At 43.4% G+C, this 25,795-nt stretch carries 20 protein-coding genes and 1 pseudogene; 13 read left to right on the forward strand and 8 right to left on the reverse strand.

The features are described from left to right. The first annotated feature begins 379 nt into the window (after positions 1 to 379). Positions 380 to 3,070 (forward strand): outer membrane beta-barrel protein, encoded by a 2,691-nt coding sequence (locus BWI96_RS07830; protein ID WP_106636107.1) that lies wholly within the window; start codon positions 380 to 382, stop codon positions 3,068 to 3,070. Here BWI96_RS07830 and cbiB read toward each other — a convergent pair. The 5 genes and pseudogenes from cbiB to BWI96_RS07855 all read right to left on the reverse strand — a co-directional run bounded on the left by cbiB (position 3,067) and on the right by BWI96_RS07855 (position 9,010). Continuing rightward, positions 3,067 to 3,995 (reverse strand): annotated as a pseudogene (gene cbiB, locus BWI96_RS23210) (adenosylcobinamide-phosphate synthase CbiB). The gene BWI96_RS07830 and the pseudogene cbiB overlap by 4 nt on opposite strands. Next, positions 3,986 to 4,990: a histidinol-phosphate transaminase gene (locus BWI96_RS07840; RefSeq protein WP_106636108.1), complete on the reverse strand. Its 1,005-nt coding sequence runs from the start codon at positions 4,988 to 4,990 to the stop codon at positions 3,986 to 3,988. The pseudogene cbiB and the gene BWI96_RS07840 overlap by 10 nt, the downstream one beginning before the upstream one ends. 3 nt (positions 4,991 to 4,993) lie before the next feature. Next, the gene (locus tag BWI96_RS07845) at positions 4,994 to 6,466 is read right to left on the reverse strand and encodes a cobyric acid synthase (protein WP_106636167.1); all 1,473 of its coding nucleotides are present in this window, start codon (positions 6,464 to 6,466) and stop codon (positions 4,994 to 4,996) included. A 9-nt stretch (positions 6,467 to 6,475) separates the two neighbouring features. Continuing rightward, positions 6,476 to 8,347: a magnesium chelatase subunit D family protein gene (locus BWI96_RS07850; protein ID WP_106636109.1), complete on the reverse strand. Its 1,872-nt coding sequence runs from the start codon at positions 8,345 to 8,347 to the stop codon at positions 6,476 to 6,478. Between the two features lie 9 nt (positions 8,348 to 8,356). Next, positions 8,357 to 9,010 (reverse strand): class I SAM-dependent methyltransferase, encoded by a 654-nt coding sequence (locus BWI96_RS07855; protein WP_106636110.1) that lies wholly within the window; start codon positions 9,008 to 9,010, stop codon positions 8,357 to 8,359. A 207-nt stretch (positions 9,011 to 9,217) separates the two neighbouring features. Between BWI96_RS07855 and BWI96_RS07860 the strand changes: the two genes are divergently transcribed. The 11 genes from BWI96_RS07860 (at position 9,218) to BWI96_RS07910 (ending at position 20,670) form a co-directional block, all read left to right on the forward strand. Continuing rightward, entirely contained in the window at positions 9,218 to 10,120 is a 903-nt protein-coding gene (locus BWI96_RS07860; protein WP_198555182.1) for an RNA polymerase sigma factor, read from the forward strand. Positions 10,121 to 10,160: 40 nt separating this feature from the next. Further along, positions 10,161 to 10,634, forward strand: a complete 474-nt coding sequence (locus BWI96_RS07865; RefSeq protein ID WP_106636112.1) for a hypothetical protein — start codon at positions 10,161 to 10,163, stop codon at positions 10,632 to 10,634. Further along, the gene (locus BWI96_RS07870) at positions 10,631 to 10,906 is read left to right on the forward strand and encodes a hypothetical protein (protein WP_106636113.1); all 276 of its coding nucleotides are present in this window, start codon (positions 10,631 to 10,633) and stop codon (positions 10,904 to 10,906) included. The genes BWI96_RS07865 and BWI96_RS07870 overlap by 4 nt, the downstream gene beginning before the upstream one ends. A 7-nt stretch (positions 10,907 to 10,913) precedes the next feature. After that, positions 10,914 to 12,854, forward strand: a complete 1,941-nt coding sequence (locus tag BWI96_RS07875; protein WP_106636114.1) for a caspase family protein — start codon at positions 10,914 to 10,916, stop codon at positions 12,852 to 12,854. Positions 12,855 to 12,973: 119 nt separating this feature from the next. Further along, positions 12,974 to 13,201: a hypothetical protein gene (locus BWI96_RS07880; RefSeq protein WP_106636115.1), complete on the forward strand. Its 228-nt coding sequence runs from the start codon at positions 12,974 to 12,976 to the stop codon at positions 13,199 to 13,201. 56 nt (positions 13,202 to 13,257) lie between these two features. Further along, complete coding sequence (locus tag BWI96_RS07885) at positions 13,258 to 13,548, forward strand: hypothetical protein (RefSeq protein ID WP_106636116.1); 291 nt, start codon at positions 13,258 to 13,260, stop codon at positions 13,546 to 13,548. An 88-nt stretch (positions 13,549 to 13,636) separates the two neighbouring features. Next, a complete protein-coding gene (locus BWI96_RS07890; RefSeq protein WP_106636117.1) occupies positions 13,637 to 14,287 on the forward strand; it encodes an isoprenylcysteine carboxylmethyltransferase family protein in 651 nt (216 codons plus the stop codon). 1,160 nt (positions 14,288 to 15,447) lie between these two features. Beyond that, positions 15,448 to 16,536 (forward strand): OmpA family protein, encoded by a 1,089-nt coding sequence (locus BWI96_RS07895; protein ID WP_157830262.1) that lies wholly within the window; start codon positions 15,448 to 15,450, stop codon positions 16,534 to 16,536. Between the two features lie 515 nt (positions 16,537 to 17,051). Further along, positions 17,052 to 18,164 carry a caspase family protein gene (locus tag BWI96_RS07900; RefSeq protein WP_157830263.1) on the forward strand — a complete coding sequence of 371 codons (1,113 nt, stop codon included), beginning with the start codon at positions 17,052 to 17,054 and terminating at the stop codon, positions 18,162 to 18,164. 29 nt (positions 18,165 to 18,193) lie between these two features. Next, the gene (locus BWI96_RS07905; protein ID WP_106636120.1) at positions 18,194 to 18,865 is read left to right on the forward strand and encodes a response regulator transcription factor; all 672 of its coding nucleotides are present in this window, start codon (positions 18,194 to 18,196) and stop codon (positions 18,863 to 18,865) included. Between the two features lie 242 nt (positions 18,866 to 19,107). Next, entirely contained in the window at positions 19,108 to 20,670 is a 1,563-nt protein-coding gene (locus BWI96_RS07910; protein ID WP_198555183.1) for a 7TM diverse intracellular signaling domain-containing protein, read from the forward strand. 33 nt (positions 20,671 to 20,703) lie between these two features. Here BWI96_RS07910 and BWI96_RS07915 read toward each other — a convergent pair whose 3' ends face one another. Next, positions 20,704 to 21,765: a formylglycine-generating enzyme family protein gene (locus BWI96_RS07915; protein ID WP_106636122.1), complete on the reverse strand. Its 1,062-nt coding sequence runs from the start codon at positions 21,763 to 21,765 to the stop codon at positions 20,704 to 20,706. A 61-nt stretch (positions 21,766 to 21,826) separates the two neighbouring features. Next, positions 21,827 to 23,371: a sulfatase gene (locus BWI96_RS07920; protein WP_106636123.1), complete on the reverse strand. Its 1,545-nt coding sequence runs from the start codon at positions 23,369 to 23,371 to the stop codon at positions 21,827 to 21,829. 516 nt (positions 23,372 to 23,887) lie between these two features. Between BWI96_RS07920 and BWI96_RS07925 the strand changes: the two genes are divergently transcribed. Beyond that, positions 23,888 to 24,958: a histidinol-phosphate transaminase gene (locus tag BWI96_RS07925; RefSeq protein ID WP_198555184.1), complete on the forward strand. Its 1,071-nt coding sequence runs from the start codon at positions 23,888 to 23,890 to the stop codon at positions 24,956 to 24,958. Positions 24,959 to 25,026: 68 nt separating this feature from the next. On the opposite strand, the gene BWI96_RS07930 is transcribed toward BWI96_RS07925, so the two are convergent. Then, positions 25,027 to 25,785 carry a DUF4397 domain-containing protein gene (locus BWI96_RS07930; RefSeq protein WP_106636124.1) on the reverse strand — a complete coding sequence of 253 codons (759 nt, stop codon included), beginning with the start codon at positions 25,783 to 25,785 and terminating at the stop codon, positions 25,027 to 25,029. Between the last annotated feature and the right edge of the window lie 10 nt (positions 25,786 to 25,795).

Here is a 25,795-nt window from a genome sequence, read left to right on the forward strand (position 1 = left end):
TTCAATTAGGTATACACACGGAATTTTTAATTTATCCCTTCTTTCAGAATAAAAAGTTGAAATTTTTTAAAAACCTGAACATACCTGAATGCTTCTTTAAAAAATGCCAAAGAATAGTAGAGAATAGGAGATAGCAGAAAGGCTAAAATTTTAGCCAAGGACGGCAGGAATGAAAAGGCTTTTACAAAGAAGAAATGTTAGAAAGGACAGATAATCAAATTGTTAAGTGATGATTAAGGGAATGGCTTACGACTGATTGAGAAGGGCGACGGTTTTCAGGACCGTACAACATCTTGATCGTGATTGACGTATTCAATCAAAAGCATTTCTCATCTTTGTGTAGAGTCAGGAGTGAAGGACGGGGTTTATTTTTTATGCAATGCGATTTCTTTGGGTTTTAATCCTGATTTGTGGGGTTTGGTCGTGGGCTAGTGCTCAGGTGCAGGTGCGAGGTCGAATTCAGGATTCGGACACTCGGGTGAATCTGTCGGATGCCAGTGTTACCCTGTTTACATTTTCGGATTCCGTTCTGGTGAAAGGAGCTCGCAGTAATGAAGCTGGGCAGTTTATCCTTTCGGGTGTTACGAAAGGCAAATACCATCTGGTCATTAGCTACGTAGGTTATCAGAATTATAGTTCAGTTCTTCAGGTAAATACTTCGGATATTCAGCTAGACACTATTCCACTTCTCACCCAAGCCAGTACCTTAGCTGAGGTGGTTATTCGCCGGCAGGCACCGCCGGTGACGGTTAAAAAAGACACGATAGAATATAATCCAGAAGCTTTTCAGACGGAGCCCAGTGCGGTTATAGAAAAATTACTCGGCAAATTACCCGGCATTACGGTCGATAAAGACGGAAATATCAAGGCTCAGGGCCAGGATGTGCCGAAGATTCTGGTGGATGGGCAACCATTTTTTGACGGTGATCCTAAAATGGCAACGAAAAATTTGCCCGTTGATATAGTCGAGAAAATTCAGTTGATTGATCAGAAATCAGAGCGAACCCAAATGTCAGGAATGGATGACGGGTCGCGGAGTAAAACCATCAACATTGTCACCAAAAAAGACCGACGAAAAGGTTTATTCGGCGATCAGGAATTCAGCATTGGCCCCGATCAGAGTGAAAGAAATCCGCGATATGGGGTTCGACTCAATCTAAACCGTTTTCAAGAATCGCAGCAATTTTCAGTAATTGCTCAGGCAGATAATACCAACAGTGGCCCCGGCAGTGGTTCCTCTATTAATCGAACGTTAGTAGGGGGAGTAAATTATCAAAATCGTTGGGGCAAGAAAACAGACCTGGGAGTCAACTACCGAGCTAATCGGGTGAAATCCCTTAATGACCAGCAAAGCATTCGCACGTATGCACTGCCCGATACCTCGTATCAGGTGCGGGAATCGAGTTCGTCCCATGCTGGAAACACCACCCATTCGCTAAATCTCCATTTTAACCATGAATTTGATTCGCTGACCAGTTTTCGTTTGAATTCGAATGTCTCGCTTCTGCAATCCGGTAATCTTTCCCATCGACAGTCACAAACGTTTCCCATAGGCTCAGAATTTCTGAATCCGATTAATCAAAGTAGTACTGAAAATACAACGGATAATCAAAGTTTGAATGGTTCGGTTAACGCTTTCCTGAATCGAAACTTTCACAAAAAAGGGAGAAACGTAATGGTCACCTATACGCTTTTTCTGAATCATCAACAAAATGAAGGATTAACGAAGTCTACGAACGAATTCTTTGGTCAGCGACAAAACCAGACGATTAATCAGGAAAATGAGCAAACGACCCGTTCTTCCCGTCATCAGGTATATGTTTCATACAGTGAACCGCTTTCGGAAAAAAACCGACTTGAGTTTCATTACCGATTCCAGAAAAATCCCTCGTATTCCAATCGGGAAGTTCGCAACTATAACGAAACAACGGGCAGGTATGACCGCTTCAATGACTCCCTGTCCAATCGTTTTCGGTCGAGTTACCCCAGTCATGCAGCGGGCGTATTATTCCAGCGAAATCAAGGCCAGAATCTTTTCAATCTGGGAATGGATGTCCAGCAGGCAAGCCTTAGCAGTAGATCTACGTCGCAGAATATTACTAAAGACTTTATCAGTCTGTTACCCACAGCCATGGTAAGTTTTAAAGTAAAAAAGGATCGTTACCTCCGGCTTCATTATCAGGGGCAGACGCAAGCCCCAACCGTAGATCAGTTGCAGCCCGTGGCTGATAATACAAATCCTTTACTCATTCGACTGGGTAATCCCGACTTGAGGCAGGAATTCCATCATTCGATGAACTTGAATTATAACTCTTTTAATTCGACGACTTTTGAGAATTTCTTTCTTAACATTAATGCTAATCAGGTCACCAATAAAATTATACAATCGGTCCGTTTTGATGAGCAGGGCGTTCAAACGACGCTTCCCCTGAATACCAACGGCCATTACATGGTATCGGGTAATGTTAATTATGGACGTCAGCTTGAGTTTCTGAAATTACAGGTTAATACAGGCTCTTCCATTAACTATAACCGCAGCCTGACTCTGGTCAATGGCCAGGTTAATCAAGCTAATTCTTTACTGATCAGTCCCGAACTACAATTAAATTCTTCGTATCAGGAACGTTTGGGATATAACCTACGGACCATGCTGACGTACCAGTCCGCTCGCTATTCCCTGCAAAGTCAGCGAAATACATCGTTTATCAATACCTCCGTATCCGCAAGCTTTTATTACGAGTGGGATTTTTACCTGAGGCTTAGCACGGATGCGACCTATCAACATTACGGCGGAAATACGGCCGGTCCGGCCCAGCGATATACGCTCTGGAACGTAACGGTTAGTCAGAAATTTTTGAAAAAACAGCAGGCGGAAATGCAGATTCGGGTGTTTGATTTACTTAATCAGAACCGGAGCGTGACACGTAACGTCACGGAACTCTACACGGAAGAACGGCAGAATCGGGTGTTATCCCGGTATTTTCTGGTAAGCTTTATGTATCATTTCCGAAATTTTGGGGGAATGCCAACGCCTAATCCAGAACGTAAAACCAGGTCAGCAAGGCGTTAGGATAAAGCGTAGAAAATCATAGCAATAAGCAGGATCATCCATAAACAGGTCAAATGGTTAATACGGCTGACCTGTTTGATTTCTTGATCTTCAATCATTCGTTCCGTCGCTCCGATGTAGGGCTTATCCACGAGCTTCCCATGATAGACATTGGGTCCGCCGAAACGGCAATTTAAAATACCCGCCAAAGCTGCTTCGGGGTAACCCGAATTCGGACTTTTATGCTGGTTGCCGTAACGGAAAACGAACGTAAGCCCGCGTTTGCTGAAGGTAACCAGGATCATTAATAAGGCCGTTAATCGGGCGGGAATGAAGTTGGCAACGTCGTCCAGGCGAGCGGCAAATTTGCCGAATTGCTCGTACCGTTCATTGCGATACCCAATCATCGAATCCAGCGTATTAATCATTTTGTAGGTCATCATTCCGGGAACCCCCGCAAGAGCATAATAAAACAAGGGAGCAATTACGCCATCGCTTAGATTTTCGGACATGGTTTCCAGTACCGCAATTCTGATTTGCTGAGGGCTTAAGTTTCGGGTATCGCGACCAACAATCCGCGAAAGCTGGGTTCTCCCTGCTTCAACACCGCCTTCATTCAAGGCTTTAAAAACGTTTTTCCCTCGCTGATTAAGTTGTGATTCGCCAGTCCGTACCACACCATAATTCCGTTGAAAATCAACCAGATACTTTGAGGAAGGAGTTGGAGTAAATGGTTAATGCAAGTAAAAAAAGCAAACACCAACAGACCTAAGAACAGGCTCATACCCAAGCCTTTCCAGAACCGATGGTTACCTGTATTGAATCGTTTTTCTCCTGCATAAATAGCATTACCAAACACCCGAATGGGATGCGGCCAGTGATCAGGATCACCGATGAATAAATCCAGTGCATAGCCGATGAATAAAGCGGCAAGGCTTAAAACCATTCGTGTAAGGCAGAAAGTAATAATTGATTTTGAGAAGGACGAAGCGTAGCCAGCCTGAAATGTTGCGGGCTTAAGTCTCTAAAATTACTGGCGTTTCGAATTAATAAACCGTGCTCTTCCAGCAAATAAGATTTCAATGCTGCCGCTGTATCTTTACGGGTTTTTACCAGAAAAAAATGAGTTTCGCTGTCCTCAACTTCCAGGAATTCTATCTGCTTTAACGCCTGAACAAACGACTCTTTATCTGCTAACAGGGATAGTAAAGGAATCTGAATTTCGTTAAAATGTTCGAAGATAAAATGTCCTGCTTCGAGAGCTAAGGTATTAACCGTCCAAGGCTGTTTCTGGTACTTTAATCGATCAATTAACCCGGGAGAAGCCAATACATAACCCAGTCGAAGACCGGGAATAGCATACGTTTTTGTCAGGGAACGAAGGATAATCAGATTCGAATACTGAGCTAATAAATGAATGCTGGATGCAAGGGCTTTGGTGAAATCAATAAAAGCCTCGTCTACAACAAAAAGGGTGGATGGATAATCGAATAACCACTTTTCCAGTTCGCTGAAAATAGCTCCGGTTGGATTGTTGGGATTACAGATAAAAACCAGATCGCTTTGGGGTAATACTTCTTTTTTCGACCAGTTTACAAACTGAAGCTGATGCTGAAAACGCGTACAGGCATCTTCATATTCGGCGAAGGCGGGGGTAATAATGGTGGTTTGGGCACCCGCAAATGCCTGAGCAATTAGGTAAATACTTTCGGTTGAACCGCTGTTAACCAAAACCTGATGCGTAGACAACTGATGATGTTGGGCAATCCGCTCAGACAGGCTTTCTGCCAATACTTCGGGGTAACGATTTACTTTTTCCCAGCGGTCAAATAAATAGGCTTTCAGGCCCACAGGCTCCCCGCCGTACCAGACATTGGTACTGAAGTCGGCCCGAATTTTTCCCGAAAAACGATACCCATCGTCGCCGTGTCCTTCCAGCATACCTTACTTTTTTAAATGACTGTAAATCAATTCTAAATCAACATTCGTCCGAATCATATCGGCGAGCTTATCGTATTGTTCTTCCTTGTAGGCAGCATAATCGAAAGGGGTTACCTCCGCCGATGTAAAGCGGGAAAGTAGCGAATCGACTACGACTTGATTATCCAGAATACCGTGCAGGTAACTACCCCAGCAGGTCTCGTCTAGGTAATAACCCTCGCTTTCACCCGAATCGAACTGGGTTAAGGGCTGACTTTCGCCATTTACGTAAGTTTCCCCCATGTGAATTTCGTAGCCCAGGCAACGTTCTTCCGAGGCCCGGAAACGAAACTGTCGCTGAAGCGTGGTTTTCGTGGCCTGTAACACTGTGCGAACGGGCAAAAGTCCGAGACCCGGAATAGAATCGACAGTCGATTCTATGTGCAAAGGATCTTCAATTTGTTCGCCGAGCATCTGGTATCCTCCACAAATGCCAATCACCGTTTTTCCCGATTTATGAGCCTTAATAATAGCTTCGGCCATGCCGTTGTTTTTCAGGAAAAGTAAATCTTCAATTGTATTCTTACTACCGGGCAGAATAATGAGGTCCGATTGCTCAAGGTCAGCCGGGCGGTGGGTGTAAAACAGGTGGACGCGGGAGTCTTTTTCCAGTCGATCAAAATCGGTAAAGTTTGAAAGGCGGGGTAGTAGAATCACCGCGACATTGACCTTATTTTTCGTAGGGTTTCGCTGTTTCAATTCCAGCGAAACGGAGTCTTCGGCTTCAATGAATATATCCCGAAAATAAGGTAGTATTCCCACGACAGGTAAGCCCGTGAGTTCTTCGAGCATTTGTTTTCCATCCTCAAAAAGTCGGGCGTCGCCGCGAAATTTATTGACGATGATGCCTTTCATGCAGGTCCGTTCCTCGGGTGTCAGAAGAGCAATGGTTCCGTAAACGGAGCCGAATAAGCCACCACGATCAATATCACCGATTAAGTAAGTGGCCGCCCCAGCGTGCTGAGCCATGCGAAGATTAGTAATATCCCGATGTTTTAAATTAAGCTCCGAAATACTGCCTGCCCCCTCCATAACGATGGGAGAATAACGACGGGATAATCGGTCAAAAGCCTGGGTTACCGAGGCAAACAGCTCCGTTCGGTCGGTCGTGCGGAAATACTCGTATGCCGACTGAGAGCCTACGGGTTTACCGTTCAAAATCACCTGCGAACGCTGATCGGTGGTAGGTTTGAGTAGTACCGGGTTCATATCCGTATGGCAGGGAATACCCGCAGCCTCTGCCTGCACGGCCTGAGCCCGGCCCATTTCATGCCCCTCTGGCGTGGCATAACTGTTCAGGGACATGTTCTGAGCCTTAAATGGGGCGGGAGCATAACCATCCTGTTTAAAAATCCGGCAAAATCCGGCGGTAATGATGCTCTTGCCTACGTCAGAAGCCGTCCCCACAAACATAATAGGTCGAAGAGATGAATGCACGCGATTCATTTATTGGAGTTGCTTAACAATGGTTCGGGTCAGGGTTTCGGCGGATAATGCTTCCAGCGATACGCAATCCGCTCCCAACGCCGCCGCCAGTTCGCTGGCTTTGCCGAGCCGCAGGTAATCCGTATCGGTGTCCAGCACGAGGGTGGGTACCTGTCGCAGGGATTGAGCGATTTCCAGGGATTGCTGCCAGGCATCGCCGCCGCCGGGTAGCGGAACGTTTGCTTTGCCATCGCTCAAAATAATCAGTAAGGGGTTTTCTTTCCGCTGATTCAGTAAGTTCTGGGCCAGTTGTAACGCTTGAGGTAATGGCGTTCGTCCGCCAGTGGGCAAAGCCCGTAGAGCCGTTTCGGCCCGCTCGACGCTTTGGGTAGGTTCAAGTACCAACTGAGCTTCTACGCCCCGAAAAGCAATGACGGCTACCGTGTCCCGACGCTGATAAGCATCAGTTAATAAACTCAGGACGCTTCCCTTCACGGCTTCCATCCGACGACTAGCCGCCATTGAACCCGAGGCATCCACTACGAAAACAATCAGATGTCCGGTTTTGCCACTTCGGACGTTTGCCTGAAGATCCTCTTTTTGTAAGGAAAAATGATCAGGATTACGGATGATAGCCTGCTGAACGCTGGCCTGAATGGCTAAATCTTTGGTCTGGGCATTGGCGATGGTTTGCGTCACAAAGCCCCGGTTACTGTTTTCCGTAACGCTGCGTCGCCCCGCCGAAGCGTTCATTCGAAAATCTTCGACTTGCAAAGAGGGCAAAGAAGCCACCGGTGCACTGTCAAAAACTTCTTCGGAAGAATCGGAATCCGTGGAATCTGCGGGGTTATTTTCGCGGGTATCGTTATTCCCTGTTTCTTCCGGTGGTGGCGGTAACTGATTCATTAACTCATCCAGCTCCGAGTTATTCCAGTGATTCGGTTCAAACGGTTTTTTGCGGCGGCGGTGCGGTAATACCAATTCGGCAGCCTGTTTGACATCATCAGCCGTAACGGTAGTCCGGTTATGGTAAGCGGCTAAGGTCAACGCCGTTTTGTAAAGAACAATATCGGCCCGTAAACTGCTGACATTTAGTTGGGTGCAAAGTTGACTGATGAGGGTTAATAATCCTTCTGGCATAGCTACCAAAGGTAACAACTGTCGGGCCCGCTCGATTTGTTGCGTTAGGTTCGTTTGTTCGGCAGTCCATGTATCGATGAACGCTTTGGGGTTTGTTTCATAGGCGATGCGGCGGCGAATGACTTCGGTTCGTTCGTTGACATCCGTTGGGGCCTGCACGTCTACCATTAATCCAAAACGATCCAGAAACTGAGGCCGAAGATTACCCTCTTCGGGATTCATCGTGCCGATGAGCATAAACCGCGATGGGTGACTAATCGACAAACCATCGCGTTGAACGGTATTCACTCCCATCGCGGCTACGTCAAGCAGCACATCTACCAGATGGTCCGACAGCAAGTTTACCTCATCAATGTATAAAATGCCCCGGTGAGCCGTGGCCAACAGGCCGGGTTGTAGTTTCTTCCGCTTTTCATTGAGAACACTTTCCAAATCCAGATGTCCCAAAACCCGGTCCTCCGTAGCTCCGAGGGGAAGCGTAACAAAAGGAACCGGAACGACTTCGAAAGAACCAGGATTCAGCTGGCATGCTTCACAGCATTCGAGTAACTCCTCGGGGGAGGCATTGTAACGAGACTGAGCCACGCGTTGCAGGGATGGCATTAACTCAGCCAGCCCGCGGGCCGCGGTGCTTTTAGCCGTTCCCTTGTCGCCCTGAATCAAAATACCGCCAATGCCGGGATTGATAGCACAGAGTAATAAAGCCAGTTTCAGGGGTTCCTGCCCAACGAGGGCGGCAAAGGGGTAAGCCATAACGGAGATTTACTTTTGAGCGGTAATAAGTACAAAGGTACGCACAACCGGGTGTCCGGCATTACTCAAAATTTCTTCCGTTTGCTGATTCGTAGTTACGATCTGAAAACCAGCTTCTTGTAAAAGCTCTACTGCCGTTTCTTCTTCATAAAGCTCAAAGCCGTGTTGGGTAAAAGGTAAATGTTCCATGAATTCTTTCACCGCAAAAGCCAGGAGTAGCGTACCGCCAGGTTTTAGGCACCGAGCCATTTCCTGAGCATAAGCCAGGGGTTCTTTCCAGAAATAAAGGGTATTCACGGTATAAAGAGCATCAAAGCTCGCGTCAGCAAAGGGTAATTTTTCTCCATCAATTAACTGAAAATGAGCCTGATTTGAACGAACAAGTCGCCGGGCTTCGCTTACCATGGTTTCCGAAATGTCCACGCCCCGATAGGTAACATGAGGGTATTTTTCGAGTAAATAATTGACGTGCCTCCCATTACCCGGTCCAATTTCCAATACGTTCTGACCCGGAAGCAACTCCAGCGAATCAATGGTAAGGGAGGTCATGAAGGCGTTGTTAATGTTCATATGTTCACCCGTTTTAATTCCTTCTTCGCCGTCGGGGCAGCTGAGTTGGCGGGCTAATTCTTTCATATGTTCTACTTGTTGTTGATGGCTCATGGCAATAATGTTTTCAAATTTGCGGCAATTTCTGATGTAATTTTAAAAAGCCTGAGCCAGTGTAAATAGCTTCCTAAATTCTACAAACTGTTTGTCCACTTTTAGGAAGTTAATCCGATGATTTATTTAAAAAGAATGATGTAATGAATAGTGGTACTTAATTTTTTTTAAGTAAAATAGTATCGGAATGAATTAATGGTTAGCTCTATGTACTTAAAACCCAGCGACGGTCTTTCAAAGGAACTACGAATGTATCGAGGTCTTTTTCTGGGAAGGGCTTTTCAATCAATCCCTATTTCTGAAGAAAAAGCAACGGTATTTGCCGACTGGCTTAGTAATAATCGACTGGAACAGAATCGTTTGTCGGAGTTATCGATTGATTATGCATTAATCTGGACTCGGGCTGATGAGGCTTTAGTACAGGCTACTATTACCGTCGAAGAAAGAATGGAATGGTTGCAAAAACTCGAACAACGATTTCAGGAGAAGACGATTTTATTAGCGAAAGAAAAAACGCAGGAAGCACTTTTACGTTTTCCAAATGATACTCAATTACAGCAATTAGTGGCTATACTTAAACTGAATGATTATACTCAACTAAGAAAGGAATTAGGACTAATTCGAAGGCAGTATAATGCTGCTATTGAAGAGTTTATAAAACTGGTCTATTATAAATTTTATCGCCATGTTTCGAATAATAGCCCAGTTGATATTCGGGATGATACGGACACGTTACTCACTAAAGTCCTGCATAAATTCATGGATGCCATTGAGCGGGGAAGTTATCAGGGGCCAGAGAAAGCTACGATATTAGTTTATATTCATCCGATGATGGTGCATGGTTGGATTGATATACTCCGTACCCGAAAACCAACCGGTGATTTCCCGGAATTGACGGAAGAGTCGGTAGATGATACAAAAGCATTTGTAGAAGATGCTTTAAAACAGCTAGGCCAGCCCTGTCAGAGTATCATCATTGAAAGGGATATTCATGGGTGTTCCTGGGAGGAAGTGGCCGAACGAATCTCCATTTCTAAAGGGCATGCCAAAAACTCCTACCGGGGCTGTCAGGAACAACTGCGAAGCATTTTGGTTCAACGAGGCTGGTAATAGATAAACGGACTAATGACATCACTAATTTTAGCGTATAATGGCATTTGATTTTGACCAGAGAGATATTGAGGCTTATGTGAAAAACCAGATGCTAAAGTCTGAACGTGAGGACTTTGAGCAAAGGCTACAACAGGAGCCAGAGCTACGTAAACGATTAGACACCTATCAGCGTCTTCATCGGGGACTGGAAGAATTGAGTTTGGAATACCAGGTTCAGCAAATAAGCCCGACCGTTGAAAAGGAGGGTAATCACGAGGATGCAACGCCCGTGCGATCCTTGAAATCCATGAAGCGTTATGCGTGGCTTGTGGCTTCACTGGTAGTACTTCTGGGAATAGGTTACGTTATGCTGATGCAGGTTCGTGCGTATCGGCAGGATCAGGTGTTTGAAGCTTATTACCAACCCGAAGCCGAAAGCGTGGGGATGACCAAGGTGTTTTCTGTAGTGATTTACCTGCGTCCATTCGTCAGTCGTATTACAACGGCTTATTCGAACAAACGCTACGTTTGACCCAATCGAGATTAAAGCTGAGTTGTGCCTTATACTATCACGGTCTGGCTAATTTGGCCCTGAAAAATGAAGAAGCTGCTATTTCAGATTTCAAAAAGGTGTTAAGCAAAGAACCCGTAGGAATGCTCAAAGAAAGAACGGAATGGTATCTGACGTTAGCGTATTTATTAAATCATCAGCGGGAAAATGCTCTTGATTTATTAAAGCGAATGGCTGGTAATAAGCAACATTCTTACCAATCTTCTGCCCGGAAAATGCTGGAATCTTTATAGGGAAGCTATGGCAAAAAGCTTGATTCTTCACCGCCTCTGGGTGTTCGGATGGCTCTTTCTGGGTTCAGCATCCTGGAGTTTGGCGAAAAATCCATCCAAAAAAGCCCTACTTATTACTATTGCTCATTACGCGGACAAGAATTGGGCTCCCTTAAATGCAGATCGCGATCGGCTGGTACTGACAGAGACCTTGCAACGTCAGGAATTTGTCAGTATCCTGACCTGTATCAACGCTCAGGCTACTCGAAAAGGCATTACTCAATCCCTGCAACAGCTTTATAATCAGGCCCAGCCGGGGGACAAGTTAGTAATTCATTATTCTGGGCACGGCTGTCAGTTAAAGGACGATACGGGTGACGAAGCCGATGGCAAAGACGAATGCCTGGTACCTTACGACGCTCCTAAGCGTTTTGATGCCTCTTACTCGGGGATGCTTCACCTGAGGGATGATGAATTAGGCACCTGGCTGGATCGTTTGCGGGAAAAGGTAGGTTCGTCTGGGCAAGTGGTGCTGTTTCTGGATTCCTGCCATTCGGGAACGGCCTCTCGCGGAGAGTCGCAAGTGAGGGGGGAAAGTGGGATGACCAGCGATTTTCTTTCCACCGAAAATGGCTCGGGTTTGTTTGAAAGCCGCTCGGGGCGAGGCTTAGGTAAGCTTGTATTTATCAGCGGAGCGAAATCAACGCAGCCTAATTACGAAACCAAAGATGACGAAGGCAAGAAAATAGGGTCGCTAAGCTATGCCATTAGTAAAGCTTTCGAACAGTTGGAAAAAGGGACGGTTTATCGTGTTTTTTTCGAAGTAATTTCAACCATTATGGCCCAAAAGGCCCCGGGTCAAACGCCTCAGTTAGAGGGAGATTCCGAAGAATTGGTTCTGGGTGGGATGGGGGTTACTCGTCCGACATTTTATTCTATAACTGGATTTGTTGACCAGTTTCGTACCCAAGTAACGGTGGCGGCAGGAACACTTTCGGGCTTGTTCAAGGGAGCGAAAGTTCGATTACGTTCGGTTGATAGCCCTCGAGGCGACGACGATCTGGAAGGAGAAGTAATAGAGAGTAGTGCTTTTCAGTCCAAGGTTCGTTTAAAGCAGCCACTTCCTACTTCTTCAATGGATTTCTACAAAGTTTATGAATACTCAAAAGCTTTGGATAACTGGCAGCTTTTCCTCAAAACGAAGTTGTCAGAGAATCGGCAACGTACTCTTTATCAGAGACTTGAGCATAATAAGGCCTTGGTGTGGGTTAGCGATTCTGCGGAGGTTCTGGTAAAAGAACAAAGGGATACTCTTTTCATCATTCACCAGCAGGATGCAGAGGTTTGGCAAAAGTTGCCGTTGAACGACCAATGGGTTTATAAAACGGAAGAGGCCCTGCAAAATTACATTCAGGCGAAATTGTTGCGGGAGTTAACCCTCCAGTCTTCGAATTCTTTTCAGGCAAAACTCGAACTCGTACCCGTTCGTCTGGAAAAAGACGAAAAGGGCAACTACAAAGTTGTAGAAAAACGAACAGCTTCGGGTGGTTACCCTATTTTTTCCACGCAGGATCAGGGTTGGCTGAGCATCACTAATACGGGCAAGACGGCTTTTTACTTCAACCTGATCGATATTGAGCCTCAGGGTAAAACATCGGTTCTTCTACCGGGAAAAGGATGGGGCAAGGAAGGGCTTTACCTTAAGCCGCAACAAACACTTCATTACCCAATTGAAACGATTTCCCCGCCTTATGGTATCGAAATGTACAAGCTATTGATGGCCTCCCAGCCCTTTGACTTACGAATGGCTGTACTTAATCGGGGCAATATCCCAGAACAAGAATCTGACCATCCTTATCAGAAGCTTTTTCGGTCGAATTTTCGTGGAAGTAAACCCGATGAAATGTCCTTAGATCAGTTAGGAACAGCGTCCTTTGTTTTTGAAATCATCCCGGCCAGGAAAAAATAATACAGCTATAATTCTGATTTATAGATAATTATGAAATATTTTTTAGAAAAGGAAATTTTCACCTGACGTTTCAGTGCAGTCGTCCCGATTCAGTAGTGAATTAGAAAAACACTACAATCATGAGAGCCAGACTCGCACGAAACAAAAAGGAAATCTCAGAAGCTTACGCACTGGTGGAGCGGCGTTACTGGGAGACCCACCAGATTGAAGCCAGTAAATTGCATACGAGTCAACGCTACCGTACGAAAGTGCTGGTGGTATATGACCAGAATAACAAGCTTCTCGGTACGGCATCTCTTATGTTCCTACGAATGGAATTTTTCCGGGAGAAGATCTTTTTCAGGTAGATTTTCACAAATCTTCATTACCGCTCGACTGGAACCGCACCGTAGAGTATGGACGCTTGGCAATTGAGCCTCAGGCCCCTCCTGAAGTACTTCTTTTGATACAAAAAGCTTTTTTGTATTACGGAAAACGCTGGAATTTATCGGGATTCGTTGCCATTGTCCGAACGGCTTTAGGACGGACCCTGCGGAAGTCATTCCAGTTCGAAACCATTCCTACTTGCCTTAATGACAGAAAAGAAGGCAGTTTTCTTGAAAATCTTCCCTACCTCGGTACTTACCCAAAGAATGAAAATCTCTACTTCATTGCAGTGACTTTCCAAATGATGGCTGAAGGCCTCAGCCGATAAGTTTCCCTACTTCTCCATTTTACTTTTTTAATCCTGGTAGCCAACACTACACGGGCTGAAAAAACTCGGCCCTAAATCTCTACGCTCAATGAAAAATTACTTTAAAGTAGCCTTCACTTTATTGCTCTTTTATGGCTTGCCTGTTTTGATTTATTTCCTACGTAATCACGACTTAAGCTTAACTACTTGGCAACTAATACCAGTAGTCGTCGGATGTGCAATGCTGTTGATAACCCAGCCAACTATCACCAAAGCAGATTTTGAAAACACGAAGGACCGAGGTTCAATGATTATTCTTTTAGTAACCAGCTGGCTAGGGCAATGGGTTTTGATGATAGACTGGATTTTTATAAGAAATATGCCTGATTTTCAGGAAAATAATTATGCATTCTATCTGGGACTTATGGGTATGATTACGGGCTTGACCTTTCGATACATAGCCATTCGAGAACTTAAAGAAAACTTTACGAATACCGTTGGAAAGATCACCCCAACGTTAATAAAAACGGGGCCTTATAGCTATTTAAGACACCCTAGTTACACAGGAGCATGGCTATTTCTGGTAGCAACGGGTGTGACTTTACAAGGCTTTTGGAGTACAATGATTATTCTGATCCTTATTACGGGATCATACGTCTATCGTGTTTCAATTGAAGAGAAGTTTTTAATTAGCATTTTTGGAGAAAAATACACTGACTATCAAAAACATACCTGGAAATTGTTTCCATTCATTTGGTAAATATCCTTCATTACACAGGTATGGTTAGACGATATAATACTGGATTTACGAATGAATATTCTGTACAAAGAATAGTGATTATATCGCTTGTTCCATCTAGGACAATCTCTTTACTGATGGGTCTTAAGGACGTTGATAAATGATTATAAATGTAACGATCTGTCGAGGGTATGAGATGAATAAGGGGTAATTGTTGTCATATTTTTATTTTGTATATGATTAATTTAGAAATAGTATCTCTAATAGGCTCATGCTATTCATAAAATGAGTGATCTGCGAAATACCCCCTATTTTTAGGGGTTGGTTTAATAATCTTCAAAGGTCAATTTTGCTTCGCTTAGGGTACTGCTTATCGCCATAGGCGGTAACCAGGCAAAGGACAGGATTTGAAATTAAAGACTAAAGATTCGCAATACTTTCCAACTCACGATATGTTGTAACAGACTGAAGCATAGTACTATTGAAGACGTGATTCTGATAGGTGAAGCTAATGTTTAGCTATTGAGATCTGGATAAGATTATTATGCTTTTTTCTGTTATGATAGATGTTTAACTCTCTTTGAAACTGGTTGATGGGTAATCTCTAACGCAAGTGGATTACTGAAATTCCATTACTCACCATTTTATAAAGGTCACCGCCGAAAGGCCTTAATAAAGTAGCCAAATGATCCTACTGTTTGTTGCCCATCAAGTTGTAAAAACTGTATTTATTCCGTTTGCTCTCCTAGACTTCAACCTTAGTATTTATTGATGCCCATCATTAATGATATTCCTAACTGTAATTGTGCTGCTATATTAGGTTATGGAGTATACATTGATGATGGGAATTGTAAAATTCCACCTATACCTAAAGATTATCTGCTCATTTAACACCCGAATCCTGACTGCCCCGGCCTTTGGCTGGGGCCAGTCTAATCATTTGAAATGCTTGCGTATAATATAATGAGTCAGTTAATACTTTCGGTTTAAGGGGTTACTTTTTCAAATTACCACTAACAGAAGGCAAAGTGGTTTTTATAAACAGAATCTCTTTAAAGACCTATGTGCAAATCTAGAAAATGACTAATCCGCCAATTACCTTTCAAGTGTGGTATTCAATGAAAAGGTGTTTGATGATCTGTTGAGCAAAACAGATAATGTTAGCATTACTCTGTTCGAATATGAAAAAAATACCTGCTTTCTTCGCATTAATGATTTATTTTTTAACAGGCCCGAAGGGCTTTACTCAGGATACTTCTGATAAAGAATTATTGGGGATCATGAAGGCTATGGAAAAGGATCGTGAAGAAACGGTTAAGAATAAAGCCATACATTTAAAAAATATCGAATTTGAATACGGAGCGAATCAATTAACCGCTTCTGCCCAAGTATATCTAACGGCTGTATCATGCTATTTTAAACAGATTCCTAAAGCGAAGTTGGTTCTGGAGGGGCATACGGATAATACGGGGGAGCCTCAAAAGAATAAGGCTCTTTCTACTAGTCGAGCAGTAATGGTAAGACACTTTTTAATTACCAAAGGAATAATGCCATTGCAATTAAGCACGAGAGGATTTGGGTCTGCAGTTCCCCTTGCATCCAACCATACGCAAAAAGGCCGCAGTAAGAACCGCCGGGTTGAACTGCAATTGATTGGTAATAGTGACGATGTACCTATACTTTTTAGGGGAAACGGAGAAGAAATAAAACAGACAGAAATGGATGCTGATGAAATGGTAGGTTATAAAGTAGAATTAGAACAACCCATTGTCAAAGCAAAAAAAGGGTATGGTACTAATGCCGACCCCTGGGTTAAACATAAAAAGTATGAATGCCAGGAAACGGCAAAACTAAAGACACAACCAGGTTTTGATTTTCAGGAAAAAAAAACAGATCAGTTATCGAAGCTCATGCGAATAGATATATATGCAGATCTTGGGCTTATTTCTGTAATCAATACAAAAAGATTAATTATTTATATTAACTACAGGGATAAGCCTATCACTCAGGAGCAACTAATACATCAATTCAATTTTAAACAGAACTATTGTACATGTAGTGAACAAGTGGAGCTCGAACGTAAGTCTGAAACATTACTGACTAACCTATTTAACCCCCATAGAAAGGAAAGATATAACATTATAATATATCAAGGGAGAAATTTTACGAATTTGAACAAAAGCCTGCAACAGGTGGTGAATAAATCTTGGTTAAGAGATCATTTGCAAGAGATTGGTTTTGAAAATAGTATTTATATTTTATGTAAATAATCAATAGTGACAGTAATATAATATTAGTTTATTTTTAAAAAGGTGCCTTAATAAGCAAAAAGTTTGTTTTAAAATTAAGATTAGTTTTATTTTGAATATATGATTTATAAAATTATTAGAATATAAATAATACAATACTATCAATATATAGGCGTGTTTGGTAACTATCATTAAGAATGAATTTATCTTGCTAATAAACTTGAATTATTTAAGTCCTTAGGCTACCGTTGCCTATTCCTTACATTAACGAGGAGCATCAGAAGAGAATTAAGAGTATGAGGTTTGAACATTGCAAAACGGAATTTATTAGACGATATTTATTGTTTTTTATTGCAGTCGGTCTAATTACAAAGGCGAATGCTCAGGTGGGTTATTTAAGGTGGAATGACCTATTTGAAATCAGTCTAGCCAAAGGTGTAAACAGAGAAGGAATAATTGCAGACCTGGGTTTTGTATACGAAAAGGCATTTATCAATTCTGAAACGCATAAACTTTGCATTGAATTTAAAAGAACCATGCAGGGGAATGAGGGAGAATGGAATGAAAGCATTACGTACTGTGAGGGAAGTCCACGTTTAACTTTTGTGATCGAAAACCCGACTCAGGTTTTTAAAATGAGAAGAGATTTAGTCCAACAATTTGGCTTTGTAGATTCCGGTAGCCATAGCCAACGTAGGGATAAAACCTTTAGAACAACGTTAGTAAAAGGCCATAGTCGCGTTGAAACGATTGGTAAATATTTGAATGGGAAAACGATTTATTTCATCGTTTTAACTATTGTTTCAGAAGATGTTAATGCAGATGTGAAACCCTATCCCCTGGCACCGAGAGGTACAGAAATAGGAGACGCTCCCGTAGGAACTATTTCTAAAACTATTGAAGGAAACTATTATGCTTTACTGATTGGAATTAATGACTATCAGGTTAGTAAAGGGCTGAATCCTTTGAGTTATCCTATTGCTGACGCGACCATGCTTAAGGAAGTATTGCTGAGTAACTATACGTTTGAACCGGAAAATGTTCAGTTACTGACCAATCCTAACCGGGCTAGTTTGCTGCATGCTTTTGAACAATTGCGAAGAAAAGTAACGGAAAAAGATAATGTTCTGATTTATTACGCAGGGCATGGCCATTGGGACGAGGAAAGTAAGGCGGGTTACTGGTTACCTGTGGATGCCGAGCGGGAGTCCGATGCCGAATGGGTGAGCAACAACGATATTGTAACGAAGCTCAGGGTAATCAAATGCCGACACCTATTAGTGGTTGTAGATGCGTGCTTCAGCGGCACTCTTTTTCAGACCAACCGATCAACAAAAACGGCGGGTGAGATTTTGAACGCAAAAGTGGCTGAGCGGTATCAAACCACCCGCAGTCGTCACGCTTTAACCAGTGGAGCTAAAGAAGAAGTACCCGATCAAAGCATTTTTGCCCAGCTTCTGGTCGAAAACCTACGGCAATCCCCTCTCCCTTATTTACAGGGAAGTTACCTGTATTTTCAGATATTACAGGCACTGGAGTCCAATCCTGGGTTTTCAGGAATTAAGCAACAGCCTCAGTACGGTATTATTTACAACGTTGGTGATGACGGAAAGGGTGGAGATTTTATATTTATTCGTCAAAAAAAGTAGTAGTATTTCAACCTCATTTGTGAACATCTATGAACAATTATCCCATTATTCAATTATTAATTGTGGAAGATCAGCATATATTAGCTGAATCTTTTCAAAGGTTATTCTCTGAACAGAGCCAATTTAACGTAGTAGGTATTTGTACAAATAAAGTAGAAGCGTTACGAGCCTTATCCTTACTCAAAGTAGATATTGTTTTACTGGATTTGAGTATTCCAGAACATGGCAAGTTAACACCGAATGTAGATCGCGGCTTTCAGATTCTGGAATATCTTCAGGAGCATATGCCACACGTTAAAAGTATTGTTCTATCCAGTTATAATGACTATAGCCTCATTAAAAAATCCATTCAACTTGGAGCGATGGGCTATTTGCTTAAAAATACCTCATTGACAGAGTTATTAAAAGCTATCCAGCAAGTGCATTCCGGCACCAAGTATTTGCAAAATCAGGTTGAAGAGATACTTCACAGAAAAGATCTCAGAAATGAAACTAAGATTACTGAAACGGTACAGTTAACCCGGCGTGAAAAGGAAGTACTAACATTCATTGCTCAAGGGTTAACCGATATGGACATTGCCGATGAAATAGGACTTAAAAAATTTACTGTCAGTGAATTTAGATCACATTTATTAAGAAAATTTAGTGCAAAAAATGCGGCAGAATTGGTGAATAAAGCACACCGACAGGGTATATTATGAAAAAACAATACTTATTGCTTCTTTTCTTTATATGTAAATTGATAGCTGTTTCTTATGCACAGGATACCTTACTTGTTTCTAATAAATTTACCAACGCTGACTTAATACCAGTTACGTTTTTTTCTGAAGATTCCTTAGGGGGATCATGGAAAAAAATACCGGGTGAAAACATGGGTAGCCGTAAAGAACCAGTTTATTTTCAAAGTTTTCTGAAAAATACAGGTTCACATCCCATTACTTTAATGTTTGTTACGAAAGGGATTGACTTTCTTGAAGGCTATATTCAGGGAAGTCGCCTTCAATTCCTTCCTCAAATAGGCACCGTACAACCCCTCTGTAAACGAATTTACCCAACGAATTTTCTTATTTATACCTTCACCCTAGAGCCCGGTAAAACGAATCGTTTGTTTCTAAGAGTTAAAGAAAATAACTATAAGCTTTCCTTGAGTCCATTTTATTTATTTGAAAAAACGGTAGGGCAGGAGTTTATTTCCAAACAAACCTTATATCAGCACTTGTATGTAGGGGGAATGATGTTAATGTTATGTTTTGGAATTGCCCTGATGCTGTTGTTTCGAAGTAGACTTTATTTCTTATACAGTGCCTGCGTAAGTACATCTTTGATGGTCATGCTTATGCAGAATGAATATTATTATTACTGGACCTCAGCAATTCCTGAAATAGTCTACAATAAAGATGTGTTCGGGATTTTAGTAGTTTCTATTGCTATTTGTTATTTCTTCTTCACAAAAGAATTTCTAAAAATAAATAAACCCTCCGACCAGTTTTGGTTGAAAATAGGCTATGTGCTGATCGCTATTCTTCTGATTCTATTGATTACAACCTATATCGCAGATCTACGGTTATTTGAATTAAGGGCCGTGTTTTATCCCTTTTTAGATGGACTGTTTTTAGTTACCTTACTATTTGCGGTTAAATCCTTCAGGAGAAAATATAAACCTGCGTGGCTTTTTGCTTTTGCCACAGTTCCTGTAATTGTCATTGGTTTTATAGAATCACTTTCAAACTGGCATCAGATTGCCTCCAGTCAGTTATTCAATGCTTATTACATGGGAACCCTCTGGGAAATGTTCTTACTAACGCTTGGCATTGCGTATCGTTTTTACCTGGATCAGCTGCAATTATTGCGAGTGAAGGAGACCCAGTATCGCGTTGAAATGCAGACTCGTCACGAAGAACGGGAACGCATGGCCCGCGATCTTCACGATAAAATGGGGGCGTTACTTTCTGCCATTCGACTGAATGTCGGGCTGTTGAAAAAAATGTCTTCGGAGAATATGAAAGACGTTTTTGATCAAACAGATCAAATGCTTTTACTGGCCTCGGAGGAATGCAGAAATATTGCTCACAATATTTACCCAGCGGCTCTGCTGCAATTAGGCCTATTGGAAATGATTACCGAAATGTATGGTCAGATCGAATCGCCCAAATTTACCATTCATTCCGAAGGCTTCGAAAAAGACCGTCTCGAAACGGTAATGGAAGTGACCTTGTACAGCATCATTCAGGAAACGATTAATAATATTTTCAAACACGCAGAGGCCAAGGAAGTTACGATACAGCTTACCTGGTATAAAAAGCAGATTAACCTGATTATTGAAGATGATGGCAGGGGATTTGAGCCGTCACTGGTAAAAAAGCGGGGGATGGGGCTTCAAAGCATGAAAAGAAGGGTTGCTATTATGAATGGCAAAATGGAAATAGATTCCAAACCCGGCCGGGGAACAATCATACTGGTAAAAATTAATTATTCTGCCGGTCGGACTTCACGATTTCTAAGCTAATGAAAAAGCCTTTAGGCAGTAAAGGCTTTTCGTTTATAAACTTTTTACGCAGCGAAATCCCAGGTTATTACTGCCGCTGCTTACTTCGCCTTTTCCGCGACTGCCGGACTTGTAGCGAATGCAATACTGATCGCTGCATAAGAACGAACCACCGCGTTGCACCCGTTTTACCGCTCCTGGCTCCTGTGGATCGTAACTATCCTGAGGGCCTTTAGGGTTATCTTTGCTACTTTGTGCGTAGTAATCAGGACGATAAAAATCCGAGCACCATTCCCAGACATTGCCTTCCATGTCATACAATCCATACGCATTGGCCGGATAGGTTTTCACGGGAGCTAATTCGGCAAAGCCATCTTCCTGAGCGTTATGGTCCGGGAAGTGGCCCTGATGGATATTGGCTACCCATTGCCCTTTCGGCTTGAGATCATTACCCCAGTAATAAACGGTGGCTTGTGCCTTTCCGCCCCGAGCGGCAAACTCCCATTCGGCTTCGGTAGGGAGCCGCTTACCGGCCCATTGAGCATACGCGGCGGCATCTTCGTAGGACACGTGGATAACGGGATCGTTCGGCTTATAAATGCTATGGGGACCTTTAGGGTGTTTCCAGTTCGCTCCCGGCACGTAGCTCCACCAGCGAAGCGGATTCTCCAGCGAAACCGGCTGCGTAGGAGGGGTAAAGACCGCCGAACCTGGAACGAGGTCAGCCGCCGGAACACCTGGAAAATCTGCGGGATTTAGAGGACGCTCGGCAACCGTTACGTAATGCGTTGCTTTTACAAAGGCCGCAAATTCCGCGTTGGTTACCTCGTGTTCGTCCATCCAGAAGGCATCTACGTGAACGGCGTGTAAGGGTTGGGTATCTTCGAATTCGTTGGACCCCATGGTGAAATCACCGCCGGGAATGCGAACCATTCCCTGGGTGGAACCGGGCTTTACTTTCGTACGGCTGGAATTCGTTTTAATGTAAGCGACTCGGCTGGGAATGGCTTCCCCTGTTTCACATACCGGAATGGTAGCTTGGTTGGTTGCGGGTTGTTTTCGATCCTGGCAGGAGTTTAACAGAATCAGACCCAGTAACCATGAAATTCGAAACATGCACGAATGAGTTTAGTTTAGAGAAGGCAGTAACTAAAAGGCACCGCTACATTCCTCAAAATTAATTAACTAATTTATTCAGCAAGCGTAGAGCTTCCTGATCATCGTAGTCAATCATCAGTTGCTTTAGCTGACTTTTCAGTTCAGTCGTGATTTTTTCAGTGCTCTTCTCGCCGTACAAATTTTTTAGCTGGTGAGGATCTTTCTGCAAATCATAGAGTTCCCAGCGTTCAATCTCGCCGTAAAAATGTACCAACGTATAACGATCCGTACGAACGCCGAAGTGCGGATAGACGTGGTGAGGCTCCGGGAATTCGTAATAATGGTAATAAGCCGCTTTCCGCCAGTCGGCAGGTTTTTGTTCTTTCAAAAGCGGTAAAAAAGATTTTCCCTGAATTTCCGGCGGAATTTTTGTGCCGGTAATGTCCAAAATGGTCGGAGCCCAGTCAATGTTGGAAACCAGCGGAGCCACCTTGATTCCGGGTTTAATTACGCCCGGATAGCGAATCACAAAGGGCGTTTTCAGGGATTCTTCGTAGATGAATCGCTTGTCAAACCAGCCGTGTTCGCCCATGTAAAACCCCTGATCGGAAGCATACACCACTACCGTATTTTTCGACAGTCCCGACTGATCGAGGTAATCGAGCAATTGACCAATGTTACGGTCCAGCGACTTGGCGGTAGCGAGGTAATCTTTCAGGTAACGCTGGTATTTCCACTCGGTCAGGGCTTTGCCGCTTAACTTTTTCTCATCAAATTCTTTACTGACTTTGCCTTCGTAATAATCCCGGAACGCTTTCTTCTGCTCGGGGGTAAAGCGTTTATACTCCCCATAGAGCCTTTGGGCTTCGTAGTCCAGATGTACCTTTAAATCTTCCTTCAATCGCATCGTTTTTTCGATGGTCATGTCCTGCTTTTCCGCCGCTTCCCGGTTTTGATAGGCATCGTAAAAATTGGCGGGTAGGGGGAAAGTAACGCCGTCGTACGCTCCTAAATCCTGAATATCGGGTAACCATTCGCGGTGGGTGGCCTTATGACCTACCACCAGAAAAAAGGGTTTAGACTGATCTCGTTTTTCTAACCAGTTCAGCGAAAGCTCAGTGATTACGTTACTGACATACTTCCCTTCATGCCGAACGGTATCCCGTTTTCCGTTGATAAAATCCGGACTGTAATAATGACCCTGACCGGGTAAAACGTCGATGTAGTCGAAGCCATTGGGGAGGCTTCCCAGGTGCATTTTTCCAATCCACGCGGTTTGATAACCGTTTTTTTGTAAGGATTCCGGGAAAACGGGCTGGTTAATATCAAACTTGCGTTCGTTGACGGTATAGCCATTTTTATGACTGTACTTCCCTGTCAGCAAAGTAGCCCGGCTGGGGCCACAAATGGAGTTAGTCACCACATTGTTCTGAAGCAAAGCTCCTTCGCGGGCAATGCGGTCAATGTTAGGCGTTTGAGCCAGCTTGCTGCCATAAGCACTAATGGCCTGATACGCGTGGTCATCCGAGAAAATGAAGACGATGTTGGGTCGCTGCGGCGTTTGAGCCTGCCCCAGGCTGATCCCCCAAAGGGCAGTGAAGAAGTATAAAAAGGTACGCTTCATTTCGATAGAGTGAGGCTAACAATAGACTAGTTTTAAGCAGTCCAGGTACTCAATTAATGATGAAACCATACGAGCAAATTCCTGCCTGAACTACTTTCAAGAATGACAAATCGACCCAGAGAGAAAAGCAAAATGGATGTCTTTTACAGACTGCAAATCTTGTTATTATTCCACAGAAATGAAAATAATCTATAAAATCTATAGGCTATATTAGTAATTTGCAACACTGCGTTTCATCTTTACAATGTTATAAAAGCCTCTGAATACGTTATAAAAGCCTCTGAATACGATGGTTGGGTTGAGGATTATCAGTTGAGGATTATCATTAGAAATCTTATTGGAATGCCTTGGGTTTCTAATAACTTATCATCGAAAATTCAGATGAATTAGTCTCAGATTTAATATAACGTATATATGAAATCGTTATATTAAGTTGTGGCCATCACTAAATTTCTGATAAGCTCAGATGGTTTCCTTAAATACATTGAAAATAAAGACTAGTGAATTTTGACAGCGATGAAAAAAAGACACGTTTACGCGATTGTTTTCCTGATCTTGAGCCTGATCACGCGAATGGAAGCTCAGGTTATTCCTCTTTCGCTGAATGAGAATCCCTATGGCCCTTCTCCTGCGGTTTATCAGCGACTGGAAGCGGAAAAAAATCGATTAAGTCGGTATACGGGTGAAGAAGGGGAGTTACTACTAAAAGCCATCGCTCAACGAGAAGGGGTCTCGGCAGATCAGATTGTGATGGGTGAAATTCTGGATCAACTGGGAATTTACCTGGGATTAAAGGGCGGGGCTGGGAGCGAGTTCATTTACTCCGTTCCGGGTTACCCCGTGTTGGTTCACGCGGCGGCCCGGGTGGGTGGAAAGGTAATCTCGGTGCCACTGAATGCGAATAAAGAAAACGATTTACCTGCCCTGAGTAAGCAGGTAAATGAACGAACCCAAGCCATCTTTCTGGTGAATCCGCATAACCCCTCGGGAACGGTGAATGACGCGAAGGCCTTCCATAATTTTATTGAGAAAACCAGTAAGAAAGCCTTGGTTATAGTGGATGAAGCGTATCTGGAATTTACGGGTGGCTTTCAGGGCCGAACCGCCGTGGCTGATCTTAAAAAGGGTAATAATGTTATGGTTTTCAGAACCTTTGCTAAAGCCTATGGACTGGCGGGTTTATCGATCGGTTATGCCGTCATGACTAAAGAATTAGCCAGTTACCTGAAAGCTCAGGGGTTGGGTAATGTCCATGATTTAAACCGCCTGTCGGTGGTAGCGGCTCTGGCTTCGCTGGAGGACGAAGCTTATTTACCCAAAGTAACCCAACAAATCCAGCAAGAACGTCAAAAGTGGAATCAATGGCTTGATGAATGGAAGGTAACTCATACGAATTCTCAGGCCAATTTTGTGTATCTGGATACGAAAAAACCATATACTGAAACGGAAGCGGCCTTCACGAAAGCTGGTATTAAAATTGGACGGGCCTTTGCTCCCTACGAGACCTGGATTCGCATTACCATTGGCTTACCCGAAGAAAATAAAAAGGCTCAGGAAGTTCTAAAGACGATCATTGTTAATAAATAAAACCGCCGACTCTGATAGCCGACGGTTAAGATTAAAGCTAAACGCGAATCTATAGATGAAGTGAATCGTTAGTTGTGCAGGAGGGAAACCACTTTCAAGGCACCCGGCGAACCCTGAGTAAAGAGGGTGTAAATTTTTCCGTCCTGAAACGTGTAGGAGGCTGAGTGGAGAACACCCGTCGTATTACTGACGTTAAGCGTTTTCGTTCCAGCAGTTACTTCTACAAAGGGCCCGAGCGTGTAGGCACTTGACGTTTCTCCGGTCAGGGCTGAATTCGCCGCTCTTCCGTAAGCCACATTCGTAAAAGTAACATCCGAACCCGTTACCGTCACAGCTCCCTGATCGGGGGAAAGATTAACGAAACGAAACTTGGCTTTGCCCGCAGCCGGAGTAGTCAGATTATCGTAGAAGAGAATGAGTGTGTCTCCAGAAGTCCGGTTTTTACGAGTGGCAAAAACGGTATGATAAAAATCCGCAATGGGACCATTCGGCCCGCCAGAACTGCTAAAAGTGGCACTGTTTCCAAACTGTTGAGACGCTTTGTAACTCGTTCCCGAACCTTCCGTCAGGTTAATCTGAACGTTTCCAAAAACCGTAGGCAGATACGCAGATGCATTACCGGGGGCTAAGGCAGTGGAAGTGATCTGATTGGTAAACGTCCAGAACTGAACGGGCGTGGCGGTAGTACGGGCGTTCACAAAGCGAACATAGGCCGCTAATGCAGGACGTTCGGAGGCGTTAATATCAAGATAATCGGTTTTGTTGCAGGAAGTCAAACCTGTAATGAACGTGAGTAACAGACCTGCTTTTATGAAGAGCTTGTTCATGGATGCTGTT

Source organism: Siphonobacter sp. SORGH_AS_0500, from assembly GCF_002838835.1.
Taxonomy (GTDB): domain Bacteria; phylum Bacteroidota; class Bacteroidia; order Cytophagales; family Spirosomataceae; genus Siphonobacter.

Coding starts and splice junctions, on each gene's coding strand:
- BWI96_RS07930 (WP_106636124.1), bottom strand. CDS start 25,785: ATGAACAAGCTCTTCATAAAAGCAGGTCTGTTACTCACGTTCATTACA.
- BWI96_RS07895 (WP_157830262.1), top strand. CDS start 15,448: ATGAAAAAAATACCTGCTTTCTTCGCATTAATGATTTATTTTTTAACA.
- BWI96_RS07855 (WP_106636110.1), bottom strand. CDS start 9,010: ATGAGCCATCAACAACAAGTAGAACATATGAAAGAATTAGCCCGCCAA.
- BWI96_RS07840 (WP_106636108.1), bottom strand. CDS start 4,990: ATGCTGGAAGGACACGGCGACGATGGGTATCGTTTTTCGGGAAAAATT.
- BWI96_RS07880 (WP_106636115.1), top strand. CDS start 12,974: ATGAGAGCCAGACTCGCACGAAACAAAAAGGAAATCTCAGAAGCTTAC.
- BWI96_RS07830 (WP_106636107.1), top strand. CDS start 380: ATGCGATTTCTTTGGGTTTTAATCCTGATTTGTGGGGTTTGGTCGTGG.
- BWI96_RS07850 (WP_106636109.1), bottom strand. CDS start 8,347: ATGGCTTACCCCTTTGCCGCCCTCGTTGGGCAGGAACCCCTGAAACTG.
- BWI96_RS07860 (WP_198555182.1), top strand. CDS start 9,218: ATGTACTTAAAACCCAGCGACGGTCTTTCAAAGGAACTACGAATGTAT.
- BWI96_RS07910 (WP_198555183.1), top strand. CDS start 19,108: ATGTTTGTTACGAAAGGGATTGACTTTCTTGAAGGCTATATTCAGGGA.
- BWI96_RS07915 (WP_106636122.1), bottom strand. CDS start 21,765: ATGTTTCGAATTTCATGGTTACTGGGTCTGATTCTGTTAAACTCCTGC.
- BWI96_RS07925 (WP_198555184.1), top strand. CDS start 23,888: ATGAAAAAAAGACACGTTTACGCGATTGTTTTCCTGATCTTGAGCCTG.
- BWI96_RS07875 (WP_106636114.1), top strand. CDS start 10,914: ATGGCAAAAAGCTTGATTCTTCACCGCCTCTGGGTGTTCGGATGGCTC.
- BWI96_RS07865 (WP_106636112.1), top strand. CDS start 10,161: ATGGCATTTGATTTTGACCAGAGAGATATTGAGGCTTATGTGAAAAAC.
- BWI96_RS07900 (WP_157830263.1), top strand. CDS start 17,052: ATGCAGGGGAATGAGGGAGAATGGAATGAAAGCATTACGTACTGTGAG.
- BWI96_RS07920 (WP_106636123.1), bottom strand. CDS start 23,371: ATGAAGCGTACCTTTTTATACTTCTTCACTGCCCTTTGGGGGATCAGC.
- BWI96_RS07890 (WP_106636117.1), top strand. CDS start 13,637: ATGAAAAATTACTTTAAAGTAGCCTTCACTTTATTGCTCTTTTATGGC.
- BWI96_RS07905 (WP_106636120.1), top strand. CDS start 18,194: ATGAACAATTATCCCATTATTCAATTATTAATTGTGGAAGATCAGCAT.